Origin of the sequence: Phenylobacterium sp. (assembly GCF_028290885.1) — a bacterium.
In the GTDB taxonomy this organism is placed as follows: Bacteria; Pseudomonadota; Alphaproteobacteria; order Caulobacterales; family Caulobacteraceae; genus Phenylobacterium.
The window spans coordinates 1-21673 of the sequence record NZ_JAQGIZ010000303.1 but is presented as its reverse complement, the minus strand read 5'-3'; the positions used below and the strand labels follow the sequence as shown (position 1 = coordinate 21673).

The following is a 21673-nucleotide window of genomic DNA, read 5'->3' as shown; positions in this document are numbered from 1 at the left end:
CGAAATTGCATTATATCGGTCGGCGAACAGTCATATTCGAGTTGACGGCAACCCCCTCCGACCACAGCCTTCGCCTCAAGCGCAGAAAAAAATAGCGCCAAGAGGGCCAAGAGGAATGCCAGGGAGGCCGTCATGAAGTTCAAGCATCACTTGATGTTGAGCAGTGCGTTGCTCGCGAGTGCAATCGGGACGAGCGCCTTTGCTCAACCGCGGACCGGCACATCCGCAGCCGCCACCAACACCATCGAGGAACTCGTGATCACCGCCGAAAAGCGGGAGCAGAGCCTGCAGGACGTGCCGGTGGCGGTCACGGCGTTCACCGACGCTAAACGCGAGCTTGTCGGGATCAACTCGATCCAGGACATGACCAACTTCACGCCTGGCCTGGAGTACAACAGCTCGACCGACCGGATCTCGCTGAGAGGCGTGGGTCGTCAGACCAACGTGCTCTCCGCCGACGCTTCGGTGGCCAACTACAACGACGGCATCTACGAGACCTTCGCCGTCCAGGCCGGCCGCTCGACCCTGTTCCTGGACCGGGTGGAGATCCTGCGGGGGCCGCAAGGCACGCTCTACGGCCGCAACGCGATCGGCGGCGCGATCAACGAGATCTCCAAACGGCCGACCGAACAGCCCTATGGCGAAATTCGGATGACCTAAGGCAACTACGACCACGCAATTGTCGAGGGCGCCTACTCCGGCCCGATCAACGACAAGGTCCAGTTCCGCATCGCCGGCGACTGGGAACGCCAGGCCCAGGGCTGGTCCAAGAACATCGTCCCCGGCATGCCGAGCGAAGGCAACGTCATCAACGAATGGTTCCTCGAGGGCCAGTTGCAGGCCAAGCTGTTCGACGACAAGCTCGACGTCTGGATCAAGGTGGCCGGCGGCGTCTGGCACAATGGCGCGGGCGGTCCGGGCGGCAGTTCCGGCGGTTGGACACAGGCTCCCTACCCGACCTTCGAGTACGGCCCCACGGCCACGATGCTCAACCAAGGCTACGGCTGCAATCCGAACACCACAAACGTCGTCAACCTGTCGCCGACGGGCTGCGTCAACCCGTCGTTGAGCACCCCCTGGAAGATAGCGCGGGCCGTTCCCTACAAGGTGACGCTGCCGCTCTACGAGACCCTGGCCAGTCACTGGACGTGGCACGCCAAGGACTTCGACATCAAATACGTCACCGGCGGGGTGAAATATCACTACGAGCTGTCGGGACCGACCGGCCCGGCGACCCTGCCGAACACCATTGCGGCGCCGATCACCTCCTACACCCTGCCCGGCGGCCTGGTGATCCATCCGCAGGAGAGCTTCGACTACCGCGAATACAACGGCTTCTGGAGCCACGAGATCAACCTGATCTCCACCAACGACAGTCCGCTGCAATGGGTCGCCGGCGCCTATTACTTCAAGCAAAACTATCGCCAGCCCGTATTCACCACCAATCCCGCCCAGCCCCAGTGGAACGGGCCGTTCGCCCTGCCCGGATTCTTCTGCGCCAGGACCTTCGGCGCCTGCGCTCCGGAGACCAACTTCCGGCGCTTCGACAACCGGCCGGAGGTCAACGCCGTGTCCTGGGCGGTCTTCGGCCAGGCCGACTGGAAGATCACGCCGGAATGGAAGGTCACCGGCGGCCTTCGCTATTCGCACGACCGGAAATACGGTCGCGAGTCGGTCCGCATCCTGTGCTTCGCGGTTCCCGCATGCTTCGCCGCGCCGGAGCTGCTTGGCCCGTTCACGCCGGCGGTCGATCTGACGCAGCTGCCGACCGTGGTGTCGGCGCCCGCCGGAACGCCGGCCGACCCGCTGCCGCGCGGCGTCACCAGCCTGACCAGCTACGATCCGGCCACCGGACTGGCGACGCGTACCTATGACGCCAGTTGGGAGGCGGTGACCGGCACCGCGGGGATCGAGTGGCAACCTGACAACGACACGAATGTCTACGCCAAATACAGTCGCGGCTATAAGTCCGGAGGCTTCAACATCGGCATCTTCACGGTGCTGAGCTTCGAACCTTGGACCGACAAGGAGACTGTGGATGCTTTCGAGATCGGCCTGAAGAAGAACTTCAGCAAAACACTGCAGACCAACATCGCACTCTTCCACTACGACTACCAAAACCTGCAGATCCCGATCCAGTCGGTGTCAACGGCCGGCGGCTTGACCCAGGCATCGACCAACTTCCTCAACATTCCGAAGTCTATCTCCCAAGGAGCTGAACTCGAGGTCACCTGGCAGCCGATCGACCACCTGCAGTTCCTGTTCAACTACTCCTACCTCGACGCCCATGTTGACGAGGGCTCCGCCGTCGACATCGCCGATCCGGCGGCGCTTGCGCCTGGCGCCAAGCCCCTGCCCTGTCCGGCGATCGGGTGCGCCGCCGACATCTTCACGATCGGCATCCCCGGCGGGGGGCTGCAGCGCTTCCAGGACCTCAAGGGCAACGCCCTGCCCAACTCGCCGAAGAACAAGATCGCCTTCAACGTCAACTACACCTGGCCGCTGGAGATCGGCGACGTGACGGCCTCGGCGAGCTACCTCTGGCGCGATGTGCAGTACGGGGCCCTGTTCCAGCGGCCCTACAACGCGGCGCCCTCATGGTCGCAGGTCGATGCGCGCGTGACCTGGATCTCAAAGAACTCCAAGACCCGCGTGATCGCCTTCGTGAAGAACCTGCTCGACGACATCGGCTACGACGCCGGCGCGGTGGGCTACCGGTTCGCCGGAACCATCGACAACCCGGCGACCGGGGTCGGCACGAACGTGATCCAGGGCGTGTTCAGGAACTTCTCGGTGACCCCGCCGCGCACCTACGGCGTCGAAGTGCAGTACAGGTTCTTCTAGGGCGTGGACCGCGGCCCCGGGCTCAGCCCGGGTCCGCGAGGGCCTGCTCGATGGCCAGCGCCAGGTCGAGGGCGCGGATGGCCTCGTCGGCGGTGACGACGGGCCGGGGCGCCTCGCCGCGCACCGCCTTCAGGAAGCCCTCGACGCTGGCGCCCAGCGGGTCGGTCCCGGCCGGGGTGTCGGCGAAACCAGCGTTCAGGATGAAGGGCGTGGTGTTGCGGAAGGTCCTGGCCATGAAGTCGATTTCCACCTCGCCGGAGGGGTAGACCACCTTCATCGTCCGTTTGCGCTCAGGCGCTTGCCGCGAGACGTCGAAGATCGCGCTGAAGCCGTCCTCGAAACTGACCTCGGCGCGGGCCACGTCCCAGACGCCGTCGTCGCTCAGCCGGCCCTCGCCCTCCGCCGTCACAGCGTCGGCCGCTGAGATCGACAGCGCCAGGTCGATGTCGTGCACCATCAGGTCGAGCACGGCGGAGACGTCGCGGCTGCGCTCCGAGGGCGGCCCGTGGCGCAGGGCCTCCAGCAGCAGCGGCTGCTCGGGCACGTCCAGCAGGCCGATGGCCTGGAACATCACCCGCTCCTGGTGGCCACAGGCGACGACCAGCCCCTTGGCGGCCGCCGCGGCGCGCACCCTCTCGCCGTCGGCGACGGTCGTGGCGATGGGCTTCTCGATATAGACGGACTTGCCCGCCGCCAGCGCCGCCAGGGCCTGCTCGGCATGGAAGGTCGCGGGCGAGGCCACGGTCACCACATCCACAGCGTCCAGGAACTCAGCCATGTCCGTGAAGCCGCGTCCGCCCCACGGCATGGCGACGGCCGCCGCCCGGTCGGGATGGGTGTCGAGCACCGCCGAGAGCACCACGCCGGGCAGCCTGGCGTACTGGCGCGCATGGTAGCCGCCGAACACGCCTGCGCCGATCACGCCGCCCCGCAGGGACTCACCCATGGATAGCTCTCCGATTGGGCTCGCCGCCTAGCAGGTCATCGCCCTCGACGCCACCCGCCCGGCCGAGCTAAACAAGCGTTTGAACGGGCCGACAGGGTCCGAGGGAGCCAAGCGCCATGACTACCATCCGCGAGATCCGCCTGAAGAGCCGCCCGTCCGGCCTGCCGACCCACGACAACTTCGAACTGGCCAGCGTCGAACTGCCGCCGCCGGCGCCCGGCGAGGTGCAGGTCAGGAATCTGTGGATGACGGTCGATCCCTACATGCGCGGCCGCATGAACGACGTGAAGAGCTACGCTCCGCCCTTCCAGCTGGGCAAGGCCCTGGACGGCGGGGCGATCGGCGAGGTGATCACCTCGAACGATCCGGCGCTCAACAAAGGCGACCTGGTGCAGTGCAGCCTCGGCTGGCGCGAGGGCTTCAACGCGCCCGCCAGCGCGGTCCAGAAGCTCGATCCGCGCGGCCTGCCGGTGCAGGCCTTCCTGGGCGCCGCCGGCATGCCGGGACTGACCGCCTATGTCGGCCTCCTGAAGATCGCCGCCCTGAAGGACGGTGACGTGGTGTTCGTCTCCGGCGCCGCCGGAGCAGTGGGCTCGATGGTCTGCCAGATCGCCAAGGCCAAGGGCCACACGGTCATCGGCTCGGCCGGCGGCGCGGAGAAGGCCGCCTTCCTGAAGGAGATCGGGGTCGACCATGTGATCGACTACAAGGCGGAGAAGGACCTCAACGCCGCGCTGGCGGCCGCCGCGCCCGGCGGCATCGACGTCTACTTCGACAACGTCGGCGGCGCGCACCTGGAGGCGGCGCTCAACAACGCCAAGCTGTTCGCCCGCTTCGCGATCTGCGGGATGATCTCGATCTACAACGCCACGAAGCCGGAGCCCGGGCCCTCCAACCTCGCCCAGCTGATCGGCCGCAACATCCGTATGGAAGGCTTCATCGTCTCCCACCACTTTTCGATGATGCCCCAGTATATCGCCGACCTCTCGGAGTGGGTGGCCGAAGGCAAGGTCACCTGGAAGGAGACGGTGTTCGAAGGCATCCACAAGGCCCCCGACGCCTTCATCGGCCTCTTCAAGGGCGAGAACCTGGGCAAGATGCTGGTGAAGCTGGGCTGAGCCTTTTCCCTCCCCTTTCCGGGGAGGGTGGCCGAGGCCCCCGGGTCCGGCGAATGCCGGCCCGAGGATAAACTCCGCCGAGGTCGGGTGGGGATAATGTGGGCCGGATTGCTGATTCAGCTCCTGGTCGCGGCTTCCCCGCCCGTCTCCGCCTGCGGCGTCGCCAGCCTCCCCAGAAAGGGGAGGGAAAAGCGTCGTTGGCCGGTCACACGCTAAGAGCTAGAACCCTGCGTCTTTCTCGCTTTTCGGGAGCCGCCGTGCCGCGCCTTTTCAGCGCCTATGTGATCGTCGACTGGAGCGCGGCGTCGAAGCCGACGACCGGGGCGGACTCCGCATGGATCGGTGTGCTCAAGCGCGACGTACGCTTCCGCATGGCGTTCGAGAGCTTCAACCCCCCAACCCGCGCAGAGGCCGAGAAGCGCCTCAACCTGATCCTCGACGACCTGAAGAAGCGGTCCGAACGCGCCCTGGTGGGCTTCGACTTCCCGCTGGGTTTCCCGCGTGGGTTCGCCGAGGCGCTCAAGCTGCCCGGCGATGCGCCCTGGCGCGCCGCCTGGGACCAGCTTGACAAGATGGTCAAGGACAAGCCCGACAACACCAACAACCGCTTCGGCGTGGCCTCGGAGATCAACCGGCGGCTGACCGGCGGGCCCTTCCCTTTCTGGGGTTGCCCGCCGCGCGACACGCTGACGACGCTTCAGCCCAAGAAGCTGCGCCCGCACGGACCCGACGACCTGCCGGAGTTCCGCCATACGGACCTGGCTGCCAAGGGCGCGGCCTCGATCTGGAAGCTCTATTACAACGGCTCGGTGGGCGGTCAGGCGATCCTGGGCATGCCGGTGGCGCGCCGGCTGCGGCTGGCGCGGGCGGCCAGGGCGTGGCCGTTCGAGACCGAGTTCAAGGCGCTGACCGAGGCCGAGCTCGCCGGCGTCGATATCGTGCTGGCGGAGGTCTACCCCTCGCTGATCAAGGGGCCCGCCCTGCCCGGGGAAGTAAAGGACCTGACCCAGGTTCGCACCACCGCCGAGCATTTCGCCAGGCTCGACGAAGCCAACAAGCTGGGCGCGCTGTTCGCCCCGGCGAAGGGCACGGCCGCGGACGTGGTGCTCGACGCCGAGCGCGAAGAGGGCTGGATCCTCGGCGCCGGCTAATCTCGGCGGCTCAGCATCCAGAACCGCGCCAGCAGCAGACCGGCCGAGACCACGCTGGCGATCACGATCGCCCAGACCAGGCCCATGATCTGCAGCCCCATGGGGATCGCCAGCCACCAGGCGAGCGGCATCATGATCAGGATGTAGCTGGTCAGGTGCGTGCCGCTCGGCAGCCAGACGTCGCCGCGCGCCCTGAGCGCCTGGGCGGTCACCACCTGCAGCGAATCCGGGAAGTACATCAGGCAGGAGAGCGCCAGCGCCGGGACGGCCATGGCAAGCGTCAGCGGGTTCCCCGTATAGGCGCTGGCGATCAGGGCCGCGTTCGGCCAGACCGCCAGCGAAACCAGCACGCCGAAGACGCCGGTCACCGCAAAGGCGATCAGCCCGGCGCGGACCACGCCCGCCGGGTCCCTCGCGCCGTAGGCCCGCCCGACCCGCACCGCCGCCCCGGTCGACAGCCCCAGCGGGACCATGAAGACGATGGCCGCGACATTGAGCACGATCGCCCAGGCGGCCACCGCCAGCCCGCCGATCCAGCCGGCGATGATGTTCATGCTGGCGAAGGCGGCGACCTCGAAGAAGTTCGAGGCGCCGGCGCCAAAGCCGATCCGCCGCTGCTCGGCCTCCGCCGCGCGGTTGCGCTCGGGCTTGTCGAACACGCCCAGGGCGCGGGCCTCGGGCATCAGCGCGATGTAGCCGAGCATGGCGACGGCCAGGAACGTCCTGGCCCCGGTGGTGGCCCAGGCGCCGCCCATGGCGCCCAGCGCCGGCAGGCCGAAGGTCCCCGGCACCAGCAGCAGGTCGAAGGCCAGGTTGACGCCGTTGGCGATCCACATGGCCCAGGCGCCGGGTCCCGGCCGCGACAGGCCCTCCATCCAGAAGCTGGCGCTGGTGCTGAGCGCATAGGCCGGCAGCGACAGGCAGAACACCAGCAGCACCCGGCTCGCCCCGTCGGCCAGGCTCTTCTCCAGGCCGATGGCGTGCAGGAACGGCGGCCCGCCCAGCGCCAGCAGGCCGGCCGAGATCATCCCGATCCACAGGCTGTAGGAGAGGCCCCGCCGCAGCACCGCGCCAGTCTCCTGCCGCCGCCCTTCGCCGATGGCGCGCGCGGTCATCACCTGCACGCCGGAGAGCAGGCCGATGGCCATCGTCACCACCACGCTGGTCGGCGCCCAGCCGAGCGCGTGGTAGCCGAGCTGCGTCGCCGAATAGCGCCCCACGACGATGGCGTCCGACAGCCCCATGGCCATGATGCCCAGGCGCGAGATCACCACCGGCCAGGAGAGCTTCATGAGCTCGGCCAGTTCGGTGCGGACAGGACGGGGGCGCCCTCCCGCGACGGAGGACGCCTGGGCCGCGGGGCGGTCCATGACGGTGATCCCTGGTTTTCAAAGAGGCGCGGACACTGGCGCCGGCGTCAAAAAGGGGCAAGCCAAGCTTGGCCCGCCAACCGTCACAAGCGGCCGGCGTGACGCGGAAGGCACATCCGGAAACCTGGGTTCGGCCGTATGCTGCCCGAAGACCAGGGGAGACGTAAGATGGCCAAGATCGTCGAGCGGCGGGTCTGCGCCGAGATGGACGGCGGCTTCGTCGTCTTCCTCATCGGTATGCGAGTGAACAAGCCGTGGAAGGTCTGGAAATGGCTGCCGGTGGCCACGGCCATGCCAAATATGCTGATCGAACTGGGCAAGCAGCCGGAGCTCGGCCTGCTGCACGCGGAAAACCACTTCGGCTTCCCGAACGTGACCGTCACCCAGTACTGGAAGAGCTTCGAGGCGCTGGAGGCCTATGCCAAGGCCCGAGACAAGGCCCACCTGCCCGCCTGGCAGGCCTTCAACAAGGCCATCGCCTCCAACGGCGACGTCGGCATCTGGCACGAGACCTACGTCATCGAGCCCGGCAGGTATGAGAACATCTACAACAACATGCCGCCCTACGGCCTGGGCGCGGTGGGGCGGATCGTCGATGCCGTGGGCGGAAGGCAGGCGGCGAGGCAGCGGGTGAAGGGGAAGGTCGCGGCCTGACGCAGGGCGTGCCCTGTCGCCGGATCGGCGCCTCAACAGGGCGACGGCGGGTCAGCCCGACAACCAGTTTGGCGTCCCGGCTGCGCGCGGACGGGCAGCGGGTGTGAGATCACCGGTCAGGTCCAGGCCCGGCGCATCGCCGGGCGGCGGTTTCGCTCGGGCGGCGGATTCGGCCAGCGCCCAGTCTTCGTCTTTCCAAAGGCTCCAATCCACGGTGACGCCCAGGTCCTTGCAGATGCGCGCCACCAGTTCGCTCATCGGCCGGTCGAGGAAGTCGTCGTCCTCGCGGTCCGCAAGCCGTTCGTCGAGGTCGTCGAACAGCTGCTCGAAATCGTGTTCTCCGGCGTCGGCCTCGATCGCCTGGCCGACCGCGCGGCGCACCAACTTCGAGCGTCGGTCGATCGACGAGCGGGTTGCCCGGGCCAAACTGCTGGTCGCGCATTGCCCGCTCTTCCTGGACGCGGGCCTCGCGTTCGCCTTCGAGCCGGGCCTCCAGCGCCAGCGTCTGGCGCACGGCGCGCGCGATGCGCGAGAACGCCAGGCCCAGGTCGCCGCTCGCCGTCTCCGGTGTCTCGGCCTGCCGCTCGACGCCGCGCGCCAGCCGCATACCGATCTCGGACAGCTCCCGAAGCATCGCCAGCCGCTGTTCCGTCCGACCGTGGGTCGCGCCACAGGCGAATGCCTCCGGCGCATCCTGTGAAGAATCGCTTGGTGCTGCGCTGGAGATTGGCATTTCGAGCATGAACAAAAGAAGAACACACGATCGCCAAAATATTCCCCGACCTGGCGTGAAACTGTCTGGCCGCGCAGGAGACTTGGGTCCCTGTGAAGGACGGCTCCGCGCCATCAGTGGACATTGCAGTCTTGCCGCAGAGCCGACCTGCGAAGGGCCTGCGAAGAGTCATATCCTGGCGGCAGCTGCCGCAAGAGCCTCGCCGTGGAGACCAAGGGCCGTCGTCGCAGTCCGTGAATCACTTCCAGCAGGCATAAAGCGGTTTAAGATCTGACTGGTTTGCCCAACGCCTTTGCCAAGTGCGCAATGGCACTGTCAAGGCAACGACGAAGACCTGCCTGCGGCGTCCATGCCGACGGAGTTTCAGCTCGTTTCTGCTTGTCTAACTTGCCGGTTGTGCGGGACGAAAAATGGCGACAGCGCGCTTTACTTGGTTGCTTGACGGCGCCGTCCATATTCATCGTTTTCCGATAGCGTATTTTACCCGTTCCATTCGGTAGGCGGAGCTGCGGACCTAACGCGCAATTAACCATTATTCACGAGGCTGCAGCTATGCCAGCTTCCGTCCAGCGACTGACCGACCCCGCCACTTCGTCGAACATCGAGGACGAGAGTGTCGAACGGCTCTTCGCTCACGCTGCCGCCCTAGGCGCCGCCGGCGATGCGGCCGCCGCGGCCGAGGCGCTGGAGCGCGCTCGCACCCTGCATAGCGAGGCCGTCCTGCGCGAGAGCGGTGTCGACATGACGCGGCTCACCACAGATTCCGCTTACGCTGTGGCCATCGGGCGCACCCTCTACAACCGCTGGAGCATGGCCGCGGCCGTCGTCGCCCTCATTCACGCGGCCCGCGATCCGGCCCGCCGGCTCGAAGCCCAGTTCGTTCTCGGCCAAGCGCTGCACTACCTCGGCCGTGTCCGCGAAGCCGAAGACGTGTTCCGCGCCATGCTCGACGGCAACCCGGCGGCGTACGGCTACCTACTCTACGCTCTGTTCTTCCGATGCGACGGCGGGAAGGCCCACTTCGAGGAGGCGCGCCGCTGGGCAAACCGGGTCGTTGATCGATTGCCGATCCTCCCGCCCCCACTGGTCGAACGGCGGTCCGACCGGCGACTGCGCGTCGGTTACCTGACGCCGACCCTCAACAACCAGCTACGGCATTTCTTGAATCCCGTGCTGGAAAATCATGATCCCACCCAGGTCGAGGTATTCATGTACGTCGACTCGGCGGACGCGGAGGTGGAAATCCCGGACGTCACCATGCGCTCCGTGCGCGACGTCACCCACTCCAACATCGCTAAACTGATCCGCGCCGACAAGATCGATGTATTGATCGATCTTGACGGCCACTTCCGCCTTGGCCGGCCCGTGACCTTCGCGCTCCGGCCCGCGCCAGTGCAAATCTCCTGGATGAACTACACCCACTCGGTGGGCTTCAAGGCGATGGATTACGTACTCCATGGCGATCACATGGATACGCCGGGCGCCCAAGAGCTGTTCACCGAGACCATCTACAACGTCGGTCCGGTGATGGTTCCTTTCCGGCCGACGCCGACGGCGAGGCTCTCGCCCGCCCCTTCGGCATCGAAGGGTTATGTCACTTTCGGCTCGTTCAACCATCCAGCCAAGGTCACCGATCCGACTGTGGCCGCCTGGGCGCGCATCCTCAAGGCGTGCCCGACCGCCAAGCTCGTGCTGAAATATAGCGTCTTCGCCGATCCCGTGCTGTGCGCCGAGACCACCGCGCGTTTCGTGGCGCAGGGGGCCAGCGCCGACCAGTTGCTGTTCCGCGGCCACTCCAAAGGCGAGGCCTACGAGCAAGCGTTCGAGGAGATCGACATCGCCCTCGATCCGTCCCCGGTGACCGGCGGAACGACCACCATGGAGGCGGTATCGCGCGGCGTCCCGGTGATCTCACTGCAGGGCGACGACTACTACGCCCGCGTCGGCATGCAGGCCCTGATGGCGATGGGAATGCCGGAGCTGGTGGGCGAAACCTGGGACGACTATGTGCGCATCGCCGTCGACCTGGCGGGCGACCTCGCCGCCGTGGAGGCCCTACGCGCCCGCACACGACCAGCGCTGGACGCCTCACCCTATCGCGACGAGGTGGGCTTCACCCGCCGGTTGGAAGCGGCCTTCCGAGAGATGTTCGACCGCTGGCTGGCCAGCCCCGATTCCGCGCGGATCGAAGCGGCCGAGGCCTCAGCGGCGCCGACGATCAGCGAGACCGTCCTCCTGGCCAAGACCGAGCTGCTCGACGGCCACACCCCCGCAGCCCTGCGGCGCCTCGACGCCATGATCCAGCGTGATCCGGCCAGCTTCGAACTCCATTACTGGCGGGCCAGCGCCTTGATGGCGGCCGGCGAAGCAGACGCTGGCGAGATCGCCCTCGACCAGGGCCGCACATTCCACGCCGTCGCCGTGCTTCGCGAGATGGGTGTCGACATGCAGCGCGTTCGCAGTGATCCGGCCTTTGCCGGGGCCGCCGCATTCGAGCTCTATGGCCACAAGCTCGTGGCCTTGGCCAGTGTGGCCTTCAGTTGCGGCATCTCGCTGGAGTCCCCGACCGAGCAGGGCTTGCTGAGCCTAGGCCTGTCGTTGCAGCACCAGGGCCGCGCCGAGGAGGCGGCCAACGTCTTCCGCGCCACAGCCGATCTGTTCAACTCCTCGGCCGCCTACCAATTCCTGCTCTACAGCCTGTTCTTCGTTCCGGACGGGGTGACCCGCTACGCCGCCGAGGCGCGGGCCTGGGCCCAGCGCTTCACCGGCGACATCCAGCCGCTCCCGGAAGACTTCGCCAACCCGCGCAACGCCGACCGCAGGCTGAAGATCGGCTTCGTGGCGCCGAGCTTCACCCGCTCACAGCTGAAGCAGTTCATCATACCGGTGGCGCTGGCGCACGATCCGGCCGCCGTCGATCTCCACTTCTACAGCGCCAACCCAGGCGCCGAGGATGCTCTGCCGGGCATGGTCCGCGGCATTGGCGGGCTGAACGATCTGGCGGCGGCCAAGGCGATCCGCGCCGACCGCATCGATATCCTCATCGACCTATGGGGCTTCACCGCCGGCGGCCGTCTGGGAGTCTTCGCCTACAAGCCGGCCCCGATCCAGGCCGCATGGATCAACTTCGTGCAGACCACCGGCCTTCCGGCCATGGACTACGTTCTGCATGCCGACAGCATGGACGCACCAGGTACCGACGCGCTGTTCACCGAGAAGGTGCTGCACGTCGGGCCGGTGACCGTGCCCTACCAGCCCTTGCCCGGCCGACTGCCGCCGACCCCTACGCCGGCGGCCAGCGCCGGGCACATCACCTTCGGCTCGTTCAACAATCCGGCGCGGATCAGCGATGAGACGGTGGCCACCTGGGCGCGCATTCTCAAGGGCCGCCGCGGCTCGCGCCTTCTCCTGAAGTACGGCTACTACGACGACCCGGTGTTGCGCCGCGTAGTGCAGGCGCGCTTCGCCGCCCACGGCGTCGATCCGGCCTGTATCACCTTCGCGGGCCACAGCACGGGCACGGACTATCTAGCGTCGTTCGGCGGCATCGACCTGGCGCTTGACCCTTCACCCTGCCCAGGCGGCACCACCACCTGCGACGCCCTGGCCAACAGCGTGCCCGTGCTGACCCTGCGCGGCGGCGACTTCTACAGCCGGATTGGCGTCGCCGCCGTGCAGGCCCTGCCCGAACTGATCGCCGAGGACTGGGACGACTACGTCGCACGCGCCCTGGCTTTGACCGCGGATGTCCAAGCCTTGGACGCCCTGCGCGCCCGCGTGCGGCCGACGTTCGAAGCCTCGCCGGTGTGCGACGCGCACGGCTTCACCCGTAGGCTCGAGCAGACCTATCGCGAGATGTTCTCTACGTGGGCCAAGCGTAACGGCGACTAGCTGTGGGCCAGCCGCGGATTGAGGGCGTTAGTCGTCGAGAGATACTGTGAAAAACTCGGCGTCGGGCCAAAGTTTTGTCGCCTTGGCGAGGAAAGCTGATCGCACGACGGAGTAGGTGGAACCACACAGGATAAGAGGTCGATTGTCTGGCGCGACTCCAGGCTCTTGGAAAACCCTCAGACCCAGAAACGTCGACCCCGGATAACGATTATCCACGATGCCGCTGATCCGCCCGCGCGCCTCGTCCGATTGCGTCAGCGCCTCTGCCATGTAGGGCGACAAGCCCCACACCCAGACTTCACGACCCGGTGGCTCCGAGAGGATTTTGCTGCGAAAGCGCTCAACGATCAGATGGTAAAGGGCGTTGTGCTGCTCGATGCCGGCGGCCCCGATCCGGCGGGGAGCGCATAGCGTTCGGATCACCGTCATGTTTGGCGCCGCCTGCGTCTCGAAGGCCAGAACCTGGAATCCGCCCTTATGCAAAAGTTCGATCAGCGAGGCGTCGTTGAAATATTGAACATGCTCGAGGCCATTCATCTGCCATTGCAGAGTCGCCGGCGAATGCCGCGAGCCGAAGTCAGGCACTTCGATAAAGGCGAAGCTATTCTCAAACCTCTGCAGTTGCGTGAGGAGCGCGGCGGGATCCTCGAGATGTTCGAGCAGATGTGACAGCAGGAACAGATGGGCGGCCTGGGTATCGAAGGACTCAACGAGGCGGATGGCCTCGCTATTCAGATCGACCTTTACGAAGTCCAGGTTCGGGAAGGCGACGCGGCTTACGAAGTCGACGACGTAGGCGCGGTCCTTGCCGGCTGCGCGACGCGCCTGGTCGGCCAGTTCCCCTGGTCCACCGCCGATCTCGATCACCGCGCCCGCCACCCGGCCGAGGTCGAGATGCGCCGTGATGAAGTCGAGCCGAACATCGCGCCCGTGGTCCATCGGCGTCGCCATCGCGACCGTATAGAGCCGCTCAAGGGGCAGATCGTGCAGGAGCAAGCCGTGACCACAGCTGCGGCATTCATGGTGGTGCAGCTCGACGCCAGGAAAGCGCAGTCGACCATAGGTCTCGCAAAACAGGTTAGGCACTTCCCCTGTCTCGCCACCGCAGATCGGGCATCCTATGGCCATCGATGGCTCCTTCGATTGACGTGACCCCCGTTTCTCATCCAGCCACAACGAGCGTCCTGGTTTGATCTGAGCCTTGGCTCAGGTGGTTTTCAAGAGGCGTGCGCGCGGAGCCCTCAGGCTTGCGCAGCATAGACCCGCCTTGTCCGCACAGCGCGCGGGTCATGGATGACCATCGGAAGTCCTTCGGCAGACTCGTCTGGCCGATTATCGGACCTGCTTGCCCCTGAGCCAGTCAACGAGCAGACCGGACCAACGCTAATGTCGAGTTAACCATTGTGAATGCAAGTTGAAACGCACTAGACTGGAAACTCCACATGCCGCCGTCCGCAGTTCTGCGTCCCATCAACGGCTTTCCGCCATCGGACGGGCTCGTGGTCGCGCGGCCTCGATTGCCTGATCTCGAAGCGCTGACGCCCTATCTTCGCAAAATCGACGAGCTGGCCTGGTATTCGAATTTCGGGCCGTTGGTCAGGGATTTCGAAGCGCGCTTGGCCCAGCGCTTCTTGCCTTCCGCAGCGACCCTCACCGTAGCAAACGCTACCCTCGGATTGGCTATAGGTCTTAAGGCGCTGAGCGCTCCCGAAGGGGCGTTGTGCGCTATTCCCTCCTGGACTTTTGTCGCGACCGCCCACGCGGTGCTGCAGGCTGGTCTAATTCCGTGGTTCGTCGACGTCGACCCCGTTAGTTGGATGCTGGACCCTGGTTATGTCCGCGATCGATTATCTGCAGCCCCAGGGCGCGTCGCGGCGGTGATTCCTGTGTGCGCATTCGGCCAGCAGATCGACATGGCGGCGTGGTCGGCCTTCCGTCGGGAAACAGGCCTGTCGGTGCTTGTCGACGCCGCCGCAGCCTTCGACACGGCGACCGAGGCGTCTCTACCAACAGTGGTCAGCCTGCATGCGACCAAGGCGCTCGGCGTTGGGGAGGGCGGCTTCGTCGCGTGCGAGGATGCAGACTTCATCGAGCGCATGCAGGAGCGCACGTCTTTCGGCTTTCGCGGCAGCCGTAACGCCTGGGTGCCCGCCACCAACGCCAAGATGAGCGAATACACCGCCGCCGTCGGCCTTGCGGGTCTGGACCTGTGGCCCGCGACACGCCTGCGCTACGCCAAGGTGGCCCAGCGTTTGCGCATCGCCCTGATGGGAACGCCGGAGGTCGGGTTCCAACCGGGTTGGGGCCTAAACTGGGTGTCGAGCACCTGCGTGGTCGGGTTGCCCGCCAATTCCGCAGACCGCATTGAGGCGCGACTAGAGGCGCAAGGCATTCAAACCCGGCGATGGTGGGGAGCTGGATGCCATCGCTCTACTGCCTTCGCCGGTCTGCCGACGGACCTGTTGCCGGTCACGGAGCAAGCGGCAGACTCGACCCTCGGCGTGCCCTATTTCGCGGACATGACCGGCGATGAGGTGGACTGGCTCGCCGAGGCCCTGGTAGCCGCAGTGGCGCAAGGGTGACGATGTCCATTTCTCCAAGGACAAACCTCGCCGCCCGGGACGGCCTGCCTGCTGCGGCAATCTCGGCCGAAGAGTCCGCCTTCCTGATGCGGGCGCGTGGTTGGGTGCTGTTCCCCGGATGCCTCCCCGACAGCGGCGTGCGCGCGCTCGGCCAGGAATGCGAGAAGGCCTACGAGGCGTGCCGTAAGGTGCAAGAGAAGAACGGGGTGGCCACGGCTAGCATGGAAGGCGCTGCGCACCACGTCGTCGGCTATGGCGGCGCCCTGGACCGCTTCCTCGATGAACTGCCGCTGCAGGAGGAGATCGAGCGCTACTTCGACGATGGCAAGTACATCATCCTGACCTACGGCGCAGCGATCAATCCGCCCGGCGCCAGGCCATACACCTGCAAGCCGCACCGCGACGTGCGGGCCTATACAGGCGACTATCATCTGTCGCTCAACATGCTGGTGATGCTGGATGATTTCACCGCCGAGAATGGCGCCACCCTGATCCTGGACGGATCGCATCACTTGCCCGAGCCGCCGTCGACCGCGCTGTTCGAGCGCCATGCCAGACAGATCACCGGCAAGGCGGGCGACATCGTGCTGTTCAACAGCCTCGTGGTGCACAGCGCCGCGCCCAACCGCACCGAGTCCAGCCCCCGCCGCTGCCTCACCCTGTGTTTCGGGCGCCCTTATGTGAAGCCTCAGATCGATTTCTCCCGGTACCTGCCGCAGGATGTCCAGGACCGTTTCACTCCGTTTGCCCGCCAGCTCCTGGGCTTCAACGCGCGGGTCGCCGCTAGCCTTGAGGAATACTACCAGCCGATGGAGCGATGGATGTTCAAGTCGGACCAGCGATGAGCGTAGCCGTGACGAGGACCCGCACCGCCGACGAGGAACGGACGCACCTGAACGCGGTGACGGCCTCTTACGGCGAGCAGATTGCGCCCTTCGACGCTAAGATGCGCGACTACATGATGCGCACCTTCGCTCCGTTCTTCCGTGACGGGAACTGCCTGCAGGTCGGCTGCGCCCACGGCGATCAGACCACCCTGCTGCTGGAGCGATACAGCGACCTAACCGTGGTGGAAGGCGCACGCGAATTCATCGACCTCACCCGCGAACGGGTCGGCGACAAGGTGTTATTCGTCGAAGGGCTGGTGGAAGACTTCGAGACGGACGCCCGCTACGAGACCATCTTCTTCTCCCACGTGCTGGAGCACGTGAAGGATCCGGTCGTCGCGCTTCGCAAGCTGGGCGGCCTTTTGACTCCGGGCGGACGGCTCTACGTGGTCGTGCCCAACGCCGAGGCGGCGTCGCGCCGCATCGCGGTGAAGATGGGGGCGCTCACCCATCTGGAGGACCTGAGCCCCTCCGACATCGCGGCGGGCCACCGCCGGGTCTATCGCCTGGACACCCTGTGCCGTGACGCCCTTGCGGCGGGGCTGAAGATCGCCGAGAGCGGCGGCATCTTCTTCAAACCTCTGGCCAATTTCCAGTTCGACGCCCTCATCGGCGGTCCCCTGATCAGCGAGGCCTTCATGGAAGGCTGCTACCAGCTGGGCAAGGAGCATCCGGCCATGTCCGCCAGCATCTTCGTCATCGCCGAACGGCGCGACTGAGGTTTCAGAACGCCCGGGCCGGCCTGGCGACCGCCTTGAGCGCCTCGGCCGCCCGCTCCATATCCTCTTCGTCATAACGCTGGTCGCACGGGATCGAGAGCATGCGGGCGGAAAGCGCCCAGGCCTCGGGGAAGCCGTCTTTCGGGCACGGCAGGTCGCTCCAGTGCCGGGCGCAAAACAGGCCCCGCGCGCCCATCAGTCCGACGACCTGGTCCCGGTCCTCGATCAGCACCGGGAAGGCCAGCGGCGCGAAGTCCGGTCGGACGTCCGGCCAAAGCGCGAAATCGGTGAGGCGGGCCAGCAGCCTGGAATAGTTCGCTCGGCGGCGGCGAATCGCCGTTCCAGCATCGACGCGCGACAGCGCCTCCAAGGTGCGGCGGCTTATGGGCCGCCGGTCTACTTCGAATGCGGCCTCGCGCTGCTGGAACAGGGGGAACCAGGCCTCGGCCGCTCGCCCGTCGGGATCGGCTGAACGGACGTCCTCGGGCGCCCAGAGCGACGCATCATCCGCTGGATCATATGCGGCGTCGGGCTGGGGCAAGGGGGCGGCGCTGACCAGGAGACCCCCGTCCGCCGCGCCGATGAGCTTGCGCGGGCTGTAGAGCAGCGGGTCTCCCCACGCCGGGGCATCTGGGGCCATGGCTTGGGCGCGGTCCTCGATCCACAGGACGTCGGGTCGGCTGGCGGCGAACTGGCGGAAAGCCGCGTCTGGCGATCGGCCGAAGTAGTCGACAGCCAGAACGGCATCACCAGGCCGCAGCGAAGCGAACGAGCCGGGTTCGACCTGCAGGCGCGCGCCGGCGCTGTACCAGATGATCTCCTCCACACCCACGGATGCCTGGGCGAGCACGTCACAGGCGTAGGCCGGCAGCCACAACCGGCGGATGTCCCGCTGAGCGAGCAGGGACGCTAGAGCCGAGCGGGCAGTGCGGAACGCCGCGTGACAGGTCCAGCCGTCGGTCCATAAGCTCCAAAGGCTGTCCGTTTGGCGCTCGCCCCGATCAGCCGCAGGCATGAGGCTGCCCAAGGTCCGGATCGGAACCGCTGCCATCATGCGCCTTGGCCCGCCGCAGCCTCTTCCGGCGCGCGCGCCCTCGTGGCCAAGCGGGCGCTTTTGAGTGAGGCCGGCTGGAGCATAGGCTCAATGGTTGGTTTATGGAGCAGGATGCAGGTGAGCTTGCGCAAACAGGGTTAGCGGCTCGTTAATTCCCTCTGGCGTCGAATGGACAGGGCGCCCTGTTCGGCCCTTTGCGAGGGACTGTCCGGCCATGACCAGCGCATCGATCCATCCCTACGCCGCGGGCGACTATGCCCGAGCCCTGGCCGACGGGACGGGGGCGGCGCTGGAGGTGATGGATTGGGGCAGCTTCGTTCTGACGCGCGAGATTTCTCCCCGTGACACAAGGGGGCTTCCCGGTTTGCGAGACGCCATGGGCGTCTATCCCATGACGCCGATCCGCGAGCAGGCCGATCTGAAGGATGGGCTGGGCCGGCTGGCCGACCAGGGTCTAGTGTCCGTGGTGCTGGTGCCCGATCCCCTGGCCAGCCCTGAGGTGAACCGGCTTACCGCCGCATTCGGCCTGTGCCGCCCCTTCAAGATACATTACCTCGTCGACCGCGCCGCAGGTGACTATGCGCCTTCTAAACACCACCGCGCCGAGATCCGCCGCGCCCAGCGGCGCTGCCGCGTCGAGCTTGTTCGCTTGACCGATCACCTACCGGCCTGGACCCAGCTTTATGATGGTCTTGTGGAGCGCCACACCATCACTGGCGTCACCGCCTTCCGCGAGGCATATTTCACCGCCCTCTCGCGGGAGCCGCGCATGACCGCGCTGGCCGCTTATGTGGGAAACGAGATCAGCGCCATGACCATCTGGTTCGAGCACGCGGGGGTGGCATACAATCACCTCGGGGCCTCGAACGCGCTTGGCTACGCTAATGGCGCCAACTACGCCCTTTACGACGCGGCCATCGCCCATTTCAGTCAGGCGGCGATATTGAACCTGGGCGGCGGCGCTGGCTCGCGCGACGATCCATCCGACGGCCTGGCCGTCTTCAAGCGCGGCTTCGCCAACGCCGAGGTGCACGCCATGCTTTGCGGCGCCGTGCTGGACGAGGCACGCTATGCGGCTCTCGCCGGAGGCCTGCCGCCGACAGGGTATTTCCCGTCCTACCGGGGGTAGAGATGCAGGACGCACCGATCGAGATCGACGCTCTAACGCCCGTTTCCAGCCCAGCCCCCTTCCTCAAGAAGAACGTCCTAATCTTCCCCGCCGGGGCGGAGAACGCCCTGGAAATCCACGCGTCGCTGCGTCATTCGGTGCATTTCAAGATCTACGGCGGGTCGAGCGTCGAGGACCACGCCCGTTTTGCCTATGAAAACTACATCGGCGGCATGCCTAGGCTGTCTGACCCGGACTTCCTATCGGGCCTGAACGACCTCATCCGCAGGTATGACATCGAGCTGATCTTTCCGACGCACGACACCGTCGCCCTGTTTTTGGCCGAGCACCGCAATGAGGTTGACGCCCGGGTCGTCACGGCCGACGCCCGCACGGCCCTGATCTGCCGAGAGAAGCGCCGCACGTTCGCGCTATTCCAGGACGAGGATTTCTGCCCGGAACTGTTCGCGGACGCGCAGGCGGTCCAGGCCTTTCCGGTTTTCGTCAAACCCAGCGTCGGGGAAGGTGGAAAGGGCGCGCAGCTAGTCAAGGACAAGGAAGCCCTCGCGGCGTCGACGGCCGGCAATCCGGACCTGCTCATCTGCGAATGGCTGCCCGGCGAGGAATTCACCGTCGACTGCTTCACAGACCGGCGCGGCCAGCTGCTGTTCGTCGGGCCCCGCAGCCGCGACAGGGTAAGGATGGGGATCAGCTTCGCCTCGCGCACGGCGCCCCTTACCAACGAGGTCTCGGCCATCGCCCACAGGATCAACGGCCGGCTGGGCTTCCGCGGCCTGTGGTTCTTCCAACTGAAGCGCGCCGTCGACGGCAGATTTAAGCTTTTGGAGATATCCACCCGTCTGGCCGGCACCATGTCGGTCTATCGTCAGTTGGGGGTGAACTTCTCCCTGCTCAGCGCTTTCGACGCCTTAGATTATGACGTCAGTATACTGATCAATGATCTGCCGCTGATGGTGGATCGCTGCCTCCTGAGCCGTTACCGGATCGACTACGCGTACGACACGGTCTTCATCGACTACGACGACACCATCGTCCACGAAGGGCAGGTAAACGAACTGGTGATGCGCTTCCTCTACCAGTGCGCCAACCGGGGCGTTCGGCTGGTGCTCGTCACCCGCCACGCCGGCGATCTTGGCGCCCATATGCGCGCCCACCGCATCGCCGCCGAACTGTTCGACGAAATCAGACACCTTCAGCCCGGCGAACTAAAATCGGCGCATATTCGCGGGCCCCGCGCCGTCTTTATCGATAACCATTTCCCTGAGCGACTCGATGTGAAGCGCAATTGCGGCATACCGGTCTTCGACGTCGATGCCGTTGAGGGGTTGCTACGCTAGCAGGCGCGGGCGAGCGGGAGGTTGCCTTCCGGAAACGGACGTTCCAAAGGCCCGAGATGAGTCAGCACTAGACCCGCCGATACCACCACGCGGAACCGCTGAGGTCGGAAGCGGACCTTCGGCAACAAAAAAAGCCTGGGTCTCCGCTTTCGAGTTAATTCCCGCCCGCCGCCACCCGAGCCGCGTCCAGGCGCTCTTCCTTCAGCTTCTCGGCCACCAGGAAGGCCAGCTCCAGGGCCTGCTCGCCGTTCAGCCGCGGGTCGCAGTGGGTGTGGTAGCGGTCGGCGAGGTCGCCCTCGGTGACTTCCCGCGCGCCGCCGGTTCATTCTGTGACGTTCTGGCCGGTCATCTCCAGATGGACGCCGCCCGGGTGCACGCCCTCGGCCTTGCAGATCTCCACGAAGCTCTTCACCTCGGAGAGGATGCGGTCGAAGGGTCGGGTCTTGTAGCCGTTGTCGGCGGTGAGCGTGTTGCCGTGCATCGGGTCGATGGCCCAGACCACCGACTTCCCCGCGGCCTTGGTGGCGCGCAGCAGGGCCGGCAGGCGCTTCTCGATCCTGTCGAAGCCGAAGCGGCCGTAGAGCGTCAGGCGGCCGGGTTCGTTCGTGGGGCTCAGCGCGTCGCAGAGCCGCAGCAGATCGTCGGCCTCCATCGTCGGGCCGCACTTCACGCCGATCGGGTTCTTGATGCCCTTGAAGAACTCGACGTGCGCGCCGTCGAGGTCGCGGGTGCGCTCGCCGATCCAGACCAGGTGGGCCGAGGTGTCGTACCATTGGCCGGAGGTGCTATCGACGCGGGTCATCGCCTCTTCGAGGTTGAGCAGCAGCGCCTCGTGGCTGGTGAAGAACTCCACCTGGTGCAGGCTCGGATGGCTTTCGGGCGTGACGCCGATGGCCTCCATGAAGGTCAGCGACTCGGTGATCTTCTCGGAGAGTTCGCGGTAGCGCGCACCCTGCGGGCTGTCGTTGACGAAACCCAGGGTCCACCGATGGATGTTGTGCAGGTCGGCATAGCCGCCGCCGGCGAATGCGCGCAGCAGATTGAGGGTCGAGGCCGACTGGCTGTAGGCCTGGATCAGCCGCTGCGGATCCGGCGTGCGGGTCTCCGCGTCGAACTCCATGCCGTTGATGATGTCGCCGCGGTAGGACGGCAGGGTGATCTCACCCTGCGTCTCCACGGCCGAGGAGCGGGGCTTGCCGAACTGACCGGCCATGCGGCCCACCTTCACCACCGGCTTGCCGCCGGCGAAGGTCAGCAC

At 66.2% G+C, this 21673-nt stretch carries 16 protein-coding genes and 1 pseudogene; 11 read left to right on the top strand and 6 right to left on the bottom strand.

The window, feature by feature from the left end; genetic code table 11:
• The first annotated feature begins 132 nt into the window (after window positions 1-132).
• Together JWP28_RS19940 and JWP28_RS19935 are read left to right on the top strand one after the other, a co-directional pair.
• Window positions 133-660 carry a TonB-dependent receptor plug domain-containing protein gene (locus tag JWP28_RS19940; RefSeq protein WP_299545600.1) on the top strand — a complete coding sequence of 176 codons (528 nt, stop codon included), beginning with the start codon at window positions 133-135 and terminating at the stop codon, window positions 658-660.
• Window positions 661-786: 126 nt separating this feature from the next.
• Window positions 787-2844, top strand: a complete 2058-nt coding sequence (locus tag JWP28_RS19935; RefSeq protein WP_299545599.1) for a TonB-dependent receptor — start codon at window positions 787-789, stop codon at window positions 2842-2844.
• A gap of 22 nt (window positions 2845-2866) precedes the next feature.
• Here the strand turns inward: JWP28_RS19935 and JWP28_RS19930 are convergent, their stop codons facing one another.
• Window positions 2867-3790 carry a Gfo/Idh/MocA family oxidoreductase gene (locus JWP28_RS19930; protein ID WP_299545598.1) on the bottom strand — a complete coding sequence of 308 codons (924 nt, stop codon included), beginning with the start codon at window positions 3788-3790 and terminating at the stop codon, window positions 2867-2869.
• Window positions 3791-3906: 116 nt separating this feature from the next.
• Between JWP28_RS19930 and JWP28_RS19925 the strand changes: the two genes are divergently transcribed.
• Together JWP28_RS19925 and JWP28_RS19920 are read left to right on the top strand one after the other, a co-directional pair.
• Window positions 3907-4908 carry an NADP-dependent oxidoreductase gene (locus JWP28_RS19925; protein ID WP_299545597.1) on the top strand — a complete coding sequence of 334 codons (1002 nt, stop codon included), beginning with the start codon at window positions 3907-3909 and terminating at the stop codon, window positions 4906-4908.
• A gap of 257 nt (window positions 4909-5165) precedes the next feature.
• Window positions 5166-6059 (top strand): cobalamin biosynthesis protein CbiG, encoded by an 894-nt coding sequence (locus JWP28_RS19920; RefSeq protein WP_299545596.1) that lies wholly within the window; start codon window positions 5166-5168, stop codon window positions 6057-6059.
• On the opposite strand, the gene JWP28_RS19915 is transcribed toward JWP28_RS19920, so the two are convergent.
• Entirely contained in the window at window positions 6056-7429 is a 1374-nt protein-coding gene (locus JWP28_RS19915) for an MATE family efflux transporter (RefSeq protein WP_299545595.1), read from the bottom strand. The two genes, JWP28_RS19920 and JWP28_RS19915, sit on opposite strands and share 4 nt — an antisense overlap.
• A 168-nt stretch (window positions 7430-7597) precedes the next feature.
• On the opposite strand from JWP28_RS19915, the gene JWP28_RS19910 reads away from it, so the two are divergent.
• The gene (locus JWP28_RS19910) at window positions 7598-8083 is read left to right on the top strand and encodes a DUF4188 domain-containing protein (RefSeq protein ID WP_299545594.1); all 486 of its coding nucleotides are present in this window, start codon (window positions 7598-7600) and stop codon (window positions 8081-8083) included.
• Between the two features lie 51 nt (window positions 8084-8134).
• Here the strand turns inward: JWP28_RS19910 and JWP28_RS19905 are convergent, their stop codons facing one another.
• The gene (locus JWP28_RS19905) at window positions 8135-8467 is read right to left on the bottom strand and encodes a hypothetical protein (RefSeq protein ID WP_299545593.1); all 333 of its coding nucleotides are present in this window, start codon (window positions 8465-8467) and stop codon (window positions 8135-8137) included.
• A gap of 901 nt (window positions 8468-9368) precedes the next feature.
• On the opposite strand from JWP28_RS19905, the gene JWP28_RS19900 reads away from it, so the two are divergent.
• Entirely contained in the window at window positions 9369-12707 is a 3339-nt protein-coding gene (locus tag JWP28_RS19900; RefSeq protein ID WP_299545592.1) for a hypothetical protein, read from the top strand.
• A 27-nt stretch (window positions 12708-12734) separates the two neighbouring features.
• On the opposite strand, the gene JWP28_RS19895 is transcribed toward JWP28_RS19900, so the two are convergent.
• A complete protein-coding gene (locus JWP28_RS19895) occupies window positions 12735-13835 on the bottom strand; it encodes a methyltransferase domain-containing protein (RefSeq protein WP_299545591.1) in 1101 nt (366 codons plus the stop codon).
• A 314-nt stretch (window positions 13836-14149) separates the two neighbouring features.
• Between JWP28_RS19895 and JWP28_RS19890 the strand changes: the two genes are divergently transcribed.
• Genes JWP28_RS19890 through JWP28_RS19880 form a run of 3 tightly spaced genes read left to right on the top strand, consistent with a single transcriptional unit; the run spans window position 14150 to window position 16895 of the window.
• The gene (locus JWP28_RS19890) at window positions 14150-15289 is read left to right on the top strand and encodes a DegT/DnrJ/EryC1/StrS family aminotransferase (RefSeq protein WP_299545590.1); all 1140 of its coding nucleotides are present in this window, start codon (window positions 14150-14152) and stop codon (window positions 15287-15289) included.
• A 2-nt stretch (window positions 15290-15291) separates the two neighbouring features.
• Complete coding sequence (locus tag JWP28_RS19885; protein WP_299545607.1) at window positions 15292-16134, top strand: phytanoyl-CoA dioxygenase family protein; 843 nt, start codon at window positions 15292-15294, stop codon at window positions 16132-16134.
• Between the two features lie 8 nt (window positions 16135-16142).
• A complete protein-coding gene (locus JWP28_RS19880; RefSeq protein WP_299545589.1) occupies window positions 16143-16895 on the top strand; it encodes a class I SAM-dependent methyltransferase in 753 nt (250 codons plus the stop codon).
• A gap of 4 nt (window positions 16896-16899) precedes the next feature.
• On the opposite strand, the gene JWP28_RS19875 is transcribed toward JWP28_RS19880, so the two are convergent.
• Window positions 16900-17772 carry a hypothetical protein gene (locus JWP28_RS19875; protein WP_299545588.1) on the bottom strand — a complete coding sequence of 291 codons (873 nt, stop codon included), beginning with the start codon at window positions 17770-17772 and terminating at the stop codon, window positions 16900-16902.
• A gap of 391 nt (window positions 17773-18163) precedes the next feature.
• Between JWP28_RS19875 and JWP28_RS19870 the strand changes: the two genes are divergently transcribed.
• Both JWP28_RS19870 and JWP28_RS19865 read left to right on the top strand, forming a co-directional pair.
• Window positions 18164-19078, top strand: a complete 915-nt coding sequence (locus JWP28_RS19870) for a hypothetical protein (RefSeq protein WP_299545587.1) — start codon at window positions 18164-18166, stop codon at window positions 19076-19078.
• Window positions 19079-19080: 2 nt separating this feature from the next.
• Entirely contained in the window at window positions 19081-20415 is a 1335-nt protein-coding gene (locus JWP28_RS19865) for an ATP-grasp domain-containing protein (protein WP_299545586.1), read from the top strand.
• Window positions 20416-20569: 154 nt separating this feature from the next.
• Here the strand turns inward: JWP28_RS19865 and JWP28_RS19860 are convergent.
• A pseudogene (locus JWP28_RS19860) lies at window positions 20570-21673 on the bottom strand (3-deoxy-7-phosphoheptulonate synthase class II); the annotation flags it as partial.

Bases quoted from the DNA above. Each gene is read 5' to 3' on its own strand.
- JWP28_RS19940 (WP_299545600.1), top strand. From the start codon at position 133: ATGAAGTTCAAGCATCACTTGATGTTGAGCAGTGCGTTGCTCGCGAGT.
- JWP28_RS19935 (WP_299545599.1), top strand. From the start codon at position 787: ATGCCGAGCGAAGGCAACGTCATCAACGAATGGTTCCTCGAGGGCCAG.
- JWP28_RS19930 (WP_299545598.1), bottom strand. From the start codon at position 3,790: ATGGGTGAGTCCCTGCGGGGCGGCGTGATCGGCGCAGGCGTGTTCGGC.
- JWP28_RS19925 (WP_299545597.1), top strand. From the start codon at position 3,907: ATGACTACCATCCGCGAGATCCGCCTGAAGAGCCGCCCGTCCGGCCTG.
- JWP28_RS19915 (WP_299545595.1), bottom strand. From the start codon at position 7,429: ATGGACCGCCCCGCGGCCCAGGCGTCCTCCGTCGCGGGAGGGCGCCCC.
- JWP28_RS19910 (WP_299545594.1), top strand. From the start codon at position 7,598: ATGGCCAAGATCGTCGAGCGGCGGGTCTGCGCCGAGATGGACGGCGGC.
- JWP28_RS19900 (WP_299545592.1), top strand. From the start codon at position 9,369: ATGCCAGCTTCCGTCCAGCGACTGACCGACCCCGCCACTTCGTCGAAC.
- JWP28_RS19895 (WP_299545591.1), bottom strand. From the start codon at position 13,835: ATGGCCATAGGATGCCCGATCTGCGGTGGCGAGACAGGGGAAGTGCCT.
- JWP28_RS19890 (WP_299545590.1), top strand. From the start codon at position 14,150: ATGCCGCCGTCCGCAGTTCTGCGTCCCATCAACGGCTTTCCGCCATCG.
- JWP28_RS19885 (WP_299545607.1), top strand. From the start codon at position 15,292: ATGTCCATTTCTCCAAGGACAAACCTCGCCGCCCGGGACGGCCTGCCT.
- JWP28_RS19870 (WP_299545587.1), top strand. From the start codon at position 18,164: ATGACCAGCGCATCGATCCATCCCTACGCCGCGGGCGACTATGCCCGA.
- JWP28_RS19865 (WP_299545586.1), top strand. From the start codon at position 19,081: ATGCAGGACGCACCGATCGAGATCGACGCTCTAACGCCCGTTTCCAGC.